Origin of the sequence: Arsenophonus sp. ENCA (assembly GCF_002287155.1) — a bacterium.
GTDB classification, from domain to species: domain Bacteria; phylum Pseudomonadota; class Gammaproteobacteria; order Enterobacterales; family Enterobacteriaceae; genus Arsenophonus; species Arsenophonus nilaparvatae.
Genome location: NZ_NHNG01000471.1, coordinates 1 through 5,165, shown reverse-complemented (window position 1 = coordinate 5,165; position 5,165 = coordinate 1). Strand labels below are relative to the sequence as shown.

Sequence of the window (5,165 nt, the reverse complement as noted above, 5' to 3'; positions counted from 1 at the left end):
TAATCCAATGATTGCTTTACATAAACGATTATCTCGTAACAGCCGCTCTTTGTTGATCATTTCAAACCTTTATTCTCTAAGTTAAACCTCTTTTTATTCTCAATAGCGTGACAAAAAATGCAAGTCTCTATTCAGCAACTAGTTTATAGAAAGGAAAAATTCAATAGGCAATATATAGTAATCAATAATTTAATTAGCAATCAAAATATTAATGATTATTTTTTATTTTTAATTCAATATGTTAAATTTAATTAATGCTGTTTAATTTTTATTCCTAAAATTAAATATAATTTTAATAATTTTATGTCTAATAAATTAAATCGTTGCTGTTTGCAAGCCAAATAAATAGCGCTCAGATCATCTGAGCGCTATTCAAATTAACAATAATTGTTTATCAAAGCTCGTAGGCTAATAAGGCCTTGTGGCAGAGTTCAGAGCGGACACAATCACCAATGGTAAATTTCACGATGGTAACCAAATCGTCACAATCAAAGCGTCGTAACGCATCTTCCAGACCAGACATAATCCTTAACGGCAAGTCACATTGGGAAACATCGCCATTGACGACGACAGTCTCATTTTCTCCTAAGCGAGTTAAAAACATTTTCATTTGATTAGCCGTCACATTTTGGGCTTCATCCAGTATCACAAACGCGTTTTCAAAGGTTCGGCCACGCATGTAAGCAAAAGGTGCAATTTCTACTTTGCCTATTTCTGGCCGTAGACAGTATTGTAGAAAAGAGTGTCCCAATCTTTTGGCTAAAATATCATATACCGGCCGAAAGAAAGGTGCGAATTTCTCTGCCATATCACCCGGTAAGAAACCTAAATCCTCCTCTGCTTGCAGAACCGGGCGAGTTACAATAATTTTATTGATTTCTTTGTTAATGAGAGCATCAGCAGCCATTGCAGAACTAATAAATGTTTTACCGCATCCTGCTTCACCATTTGCCAAAATCAATTTTTGCCACTTAATAGCTTCAATATATTTTCTTTGTGCTTCACTGCGAGGAATAATGGGGGAACGATCACGAGTTTCACATGCCATACCAATGGTTTCAATACCTGTAAAATCAGCAAAAGATGCCACATTGTTGATCTCTTTTAAACGAGATGAGCGACTCTCTTTTCTTAAAGATCTTCTTAATTCTCGGCGTGCTCTTGTTGCAGCTTTCTGTCTACTCATAGTTTTACCTTTCGATAGTCTATATGTCGATGGTAATAATATTTGAATATCTACACAAAAAAGCTATTTAAAACAGAGGATTGTCTCCAATTTTATGATTTGGATGAAAAAACCGGTTACAAATTTCTCCATCTTGTATGTTATGGATAACTTATAACCGGTTAATGACTGAAGAGTATATTTTAAACATTTTATCATCTATATCCCCTATGCTGAACATCATCAAACACAGAACTACGACTATAAAACATCCTCAAGAGCTTAATATTATTTTATATCCATTAATTGACTATAAAAATATTTTAACATCTCTGATACAAAAAATATTGTCGATTATTGCTTGCCTGTCAACTTTATTACGCAAACAATTACCTCAAGTCACCTGATAATTTATTAATAACCGCAGTTAATTTGAACAACTTGATAATATGCTATTTGTTTGATAATAACTGTTTTTTTATTGTCGCGGGCAATTTTTAGCTAATCGATAACCCGCAGCAATAGCGGCCTGCTCATTTTCAAAAACAATACTATTTTTGGCTGATAAAACCTTATATCCCTGACAATGAGAAAAGTGGTATATTTGGCTAATTTGATTACCTTTAATCGCAGCGGTAAGATAATTGCGCGCCATAGCAGAAATATTACTTTTTGTTTTAATTGCTTTTTTTTCTATTTCAGCAGTTGCAACTGACAAACCGGCCGCCTGATTTCTATGGCCTAATTGCCAGGTTAATTCACCGGTTACAAACGGGTTATAGTGCCCGGTAATTTTGCCAATTCGCTCATTTTGCAACTTTTCCCAACGATTAACCGGAAATTGTCGATCCCAGGCCATTAATAGCTGTTGTTGTTGCTTTGACATAGTAAGATTATATCGGTCATACATATAGAACATTACACGAGCAACCTGGCCTTTTACTTCATTTCTAGGCTCAAAAATACGGTTTTTAAAATCCACCCGGCTTTGGCATTGGCCATAAGGCGATAAAACTGACGAGGCTAGTTGACCATAATTAAAATTGCTTCTATCACCATTTACTTCACCAATAGAAGGCGCAATATTATATAGATCGGCTTCGATGGCACGAAAAACAGGATCTGTCATGACACAATTCTTTCGTCCCCCCTTTTTGCCAACATTGGCGCTGATGACCAAATACCCATGCTGGCACAATATGTTCCCACTCTATTCGCTGTGCTCTATTTATTTGTTTTCTTACTTGATAACCACAGCTAGTTAAATCTACCCTACCACCACTTTTACCCATCCATTGCCATTGACATCCACAATAGAGCGTTCCTTGATTTCCGCTGGTTTGATCAAAGTAAATTTCATTACGGGCAATTTTTTTTGCTTCATCAAAACTAATCGGTGTTGCCAATAAATTAAATGGCGCACAAAAAACCACCATCACGGTAATTATTACCGTTAAAAAATGTATTAATTTCAAAATTAACATCCTGGTTAAAATTAATAAATAAATCGACTATTTTAGTCATATAATTTTTTCATTATTATCGACAACTGTGTGAAAAAATTTAATTTTATTTTCTTATTTTATACGATGAATATCTATAAAAACCTTATCTTTTTTTTTGTATAAAAATATAACTAACTATTTAAAATAGGTTATTTAAAAATAAAATTTAATTTTCATTTAGGAAATAAAATGAATACATTAATAAAACATTTAAAAGAAGAATTAATTGATGTGACAAAAAAACATGCTCAAGAAAATGATGTTAAGGTCATTATTGCTAAATATTCAGAAGAAGAACTTAATATTCAAATTATAATATCCGGCGAGCAACAATTTGATATTACCTTAAATTCAATACAAGATTAAACTCGTGGACGCTTACGATATAACCATAGTCCAGGAATAGATAAACCAACCGATAGAGCACCGACAATAAATAAGGTTTTAATAAAATGTGTTACTAATGTTTCAAGTAACTCCGCGTTATAGCCCAAATGAGCAATTTTTACTAACGATATCATCGCGATATAAGCACTTATACCTGGAAACATAGGAATAATCGCTGCAACAGTAAACACTTTGGGATGCGCCAACCACCAGCGTGACCATTGAATACCTATAATGCCAATTAAAATTGCCGCACAAAAACTTGCCCATTCAATGCTAAAGCTCATTTCCATTAGTATCATACAAAAACCATAACCAATAGCCCCCAGCAAAGCACAATATTTTAACGCCCGTACTGGCACATTAAAGACCATGGCAAAACCGGCTGCAGGTATGGCTGCTAGTAACATTTTTTCAATTAAGGTGAGTAAAAATATTATGCCCAATTTCTTAATCCCCAAACCGCCATAGCCATGGTTATACCGATACAAGTCGATAATGTCAGCAAACTCGCCATTGCCCAACGCGCTAATCCAGTATTAATATGACCTTTAAACATATCTGCCACAGAATTAATTAATGGAAATCCAGGAACTAACAGTAAAACACTGGCTGCCACTGAAATCGTCGATGCATTGGAAAAATAAGGAATATTTAATACAAAACCAGATACTGTAGTAGCCACAAAGGCGGTAATACAAAAATTAATTAATGGATTCATATATTGAGCTGTAAGAATTTGTCGAATGTACATTGCACAACCGCTGGCAATAAAAGTGACAAAACAACCATCCCAGCCACCCCCATTCAGCTTACAAAAACAGCCACAAGATAATCCGATCATAAGCACTAGTAACCAACGAGGATAACGTAGTGATTTTATTTCAGCCAGACATTGCTGAACCTTATCGCAATCTAACAATTTATATTCAGCCAATATCACCGTGTGCTGAACCTTAGTCACCACATGCATATTTATGCCATGATCAATATTTTTACGGGTTGACGTCATACAGCGACCGTTAATTACGGTTGTCAAAACAATCGCATTAGAAGATATTGCGCTATCAACTTGATCCACGCCTAAGGCAATACCTAATCGGGTTGATAATTGTTCCACTAACATACTTTCAGCGCCGTGTTGAAAAAGAAGCTGAGCACATTGAATACAAAGGCGAGTAATTTTTCTCTGCCTTTCTGTTTCAGTATGATAATTAGATTCAATATATTCCATTTTGTAGCCTATACACCTGCAGAATTTTATTAATAGTAATGATAGCAATTAAGTTATTGCTCAGTAGCAGACAACATAATTAATAGCGCTCTTTTTAAAGCAAAATTAGCAATACTTTTCATAAATAATCTGATTTACAACAACGAAATAATTACTACCTTTTTTTCATTTAATATAATTAACTTAACTAAAAAAAACAGGTAAATTAATTAATTTTTTGCATTATAATAATATTAGCTACCGAACTATCAATATCGAAATCGGCGCATTAGAAACAATAGCCGAAGCATTCGAACCTAGCAAATGCGTGGCAATATTGGGTCGACGGGAGCCAACTACTATCAAATCAGCGCCTATTTTTTCTGCTTCTGATAAAACTTTATCTCTAGGTGACCCCATTTCCACCGAGTAAGAAATTTTTTCTTTAGGATAATCAATGTGCTTAACTATTTGTTTTAATTCCTTTTCTGAACTTTCGATCGTTTTCTTGGCAAAATTAGCTAATAAATCATAATGATAACTATAACTCATTGAATAACGAGACATATCAGGGGCAACATGCAAGAAATGCAATTTAGCATCAGATAATCTAGCAATATACAGCGCATGTTTAAGTGCTTTTTTTATTAGTTCTTTTTCTGAGATATCAATTGGAACGAGAATTACTTTATACATATTTACTCCTTCAAACGATAAGCACTAAATCTTGGTTTCCTTTATCATTAATGGGCACCTCGAAAAACCTAAGCCGAGTTTGATTTTGCTGATAAAGTTATCGGAAGCTGGTCTACTGAGCTAACCACCATGAAGAAACGCAGCGCCATTAAGAATGACCTCTTTGCAAACCAGTATCACCAACAGACGATCGACAAGT

At 34.4% G+C, this 5,165-nt stretch carries 5 protein-coding genes and 1 pseudogene; 1 reads left to right on the top strand and 5 read right to left on the bottom strand.

Translation table 11 applies throughout. The features are described from left to right. Positions 1–394 precede the first annotated feature (394 nt). On the bottom strand, positions 395–1,186 hold the full coding sequence (gene phoH / locus CBG25_RS12190; protein WP_290606919.1) for a phosphate starvation-inducible protein PhoH: 792 nt from the start codon (positions 1,184–1,186) through the stop codon (positions 395–397). Positions 1,187–1,643: 457 nt separating this feature from the next. Further along, a pseudogene (locus CBG25_RS12185) lies at positions 1,644–2,643 on the bottom strand (endonuclease). 216 nt (positions 2,644–2,859) lie between these two features. Here CBG25_RS12185 and CBG25_RS12180 point away from each other — a divergent pair. Next, the gene (locus tag CBG25_RS12180) at positions 2,860–3,036 is read left to right on the top strand and encodes a hypothetical protein (protein ID WP_187290960.1); all 177 of its coding nucleotides are present in this window, start codon (positions 2,860–2,862) and stop codon (positions 3,034–3,036) included. On the opposite strand, the gene CBG25_RS12175 is transcribed toward CBG25_RS12180, so the two are convergent. The 3 genes from CBG25_RS12175 to CBG25_RS12165 form a co-directional block, all read right to left on the bottom strand. Then, positions 3,033–3,503, bottom strand: a complete 471-nt coding sequence (locus CBG25_RS12175) for a threonine/serine exporter (protein ID WP_290606916.1) — start codon at positions 3,501–3,503, stop codon at positions 3,033–3,035. The two genes, CBG25_RS12180 and CBG25_RS12175, sit on opposite strands and share 4 nt — an antisense overlap. Next, positions 3,494–4,291, bottom strand: coding sequence for a threonine/serine exporter ThrE family protein (locus CBG25_RS12170; RefSeq protein ID WP_290606915.1), 798 nt, complete (start codon positions 4,289–4,291; stop codon positions 3,494–3,496). Before CBG25_RS12170 ends, CBG25_RS12175 begins: the two co-directional genes overlap by 10 nt. A 237-nt stretch (positions 4,292–4,528) precedes the next feature. Continuing rightward, positions 4,529–4,966, bottom strand: coding sequence for a universal stress protein (locus CBG25_RS12165; protein WP_290606914.1), 438 nt, complete (start codon positions 4,964–4,966; stop codon positions 4,529–4,531). Positions 4,967–5,165: the final 199 nt, after the last annotated feature.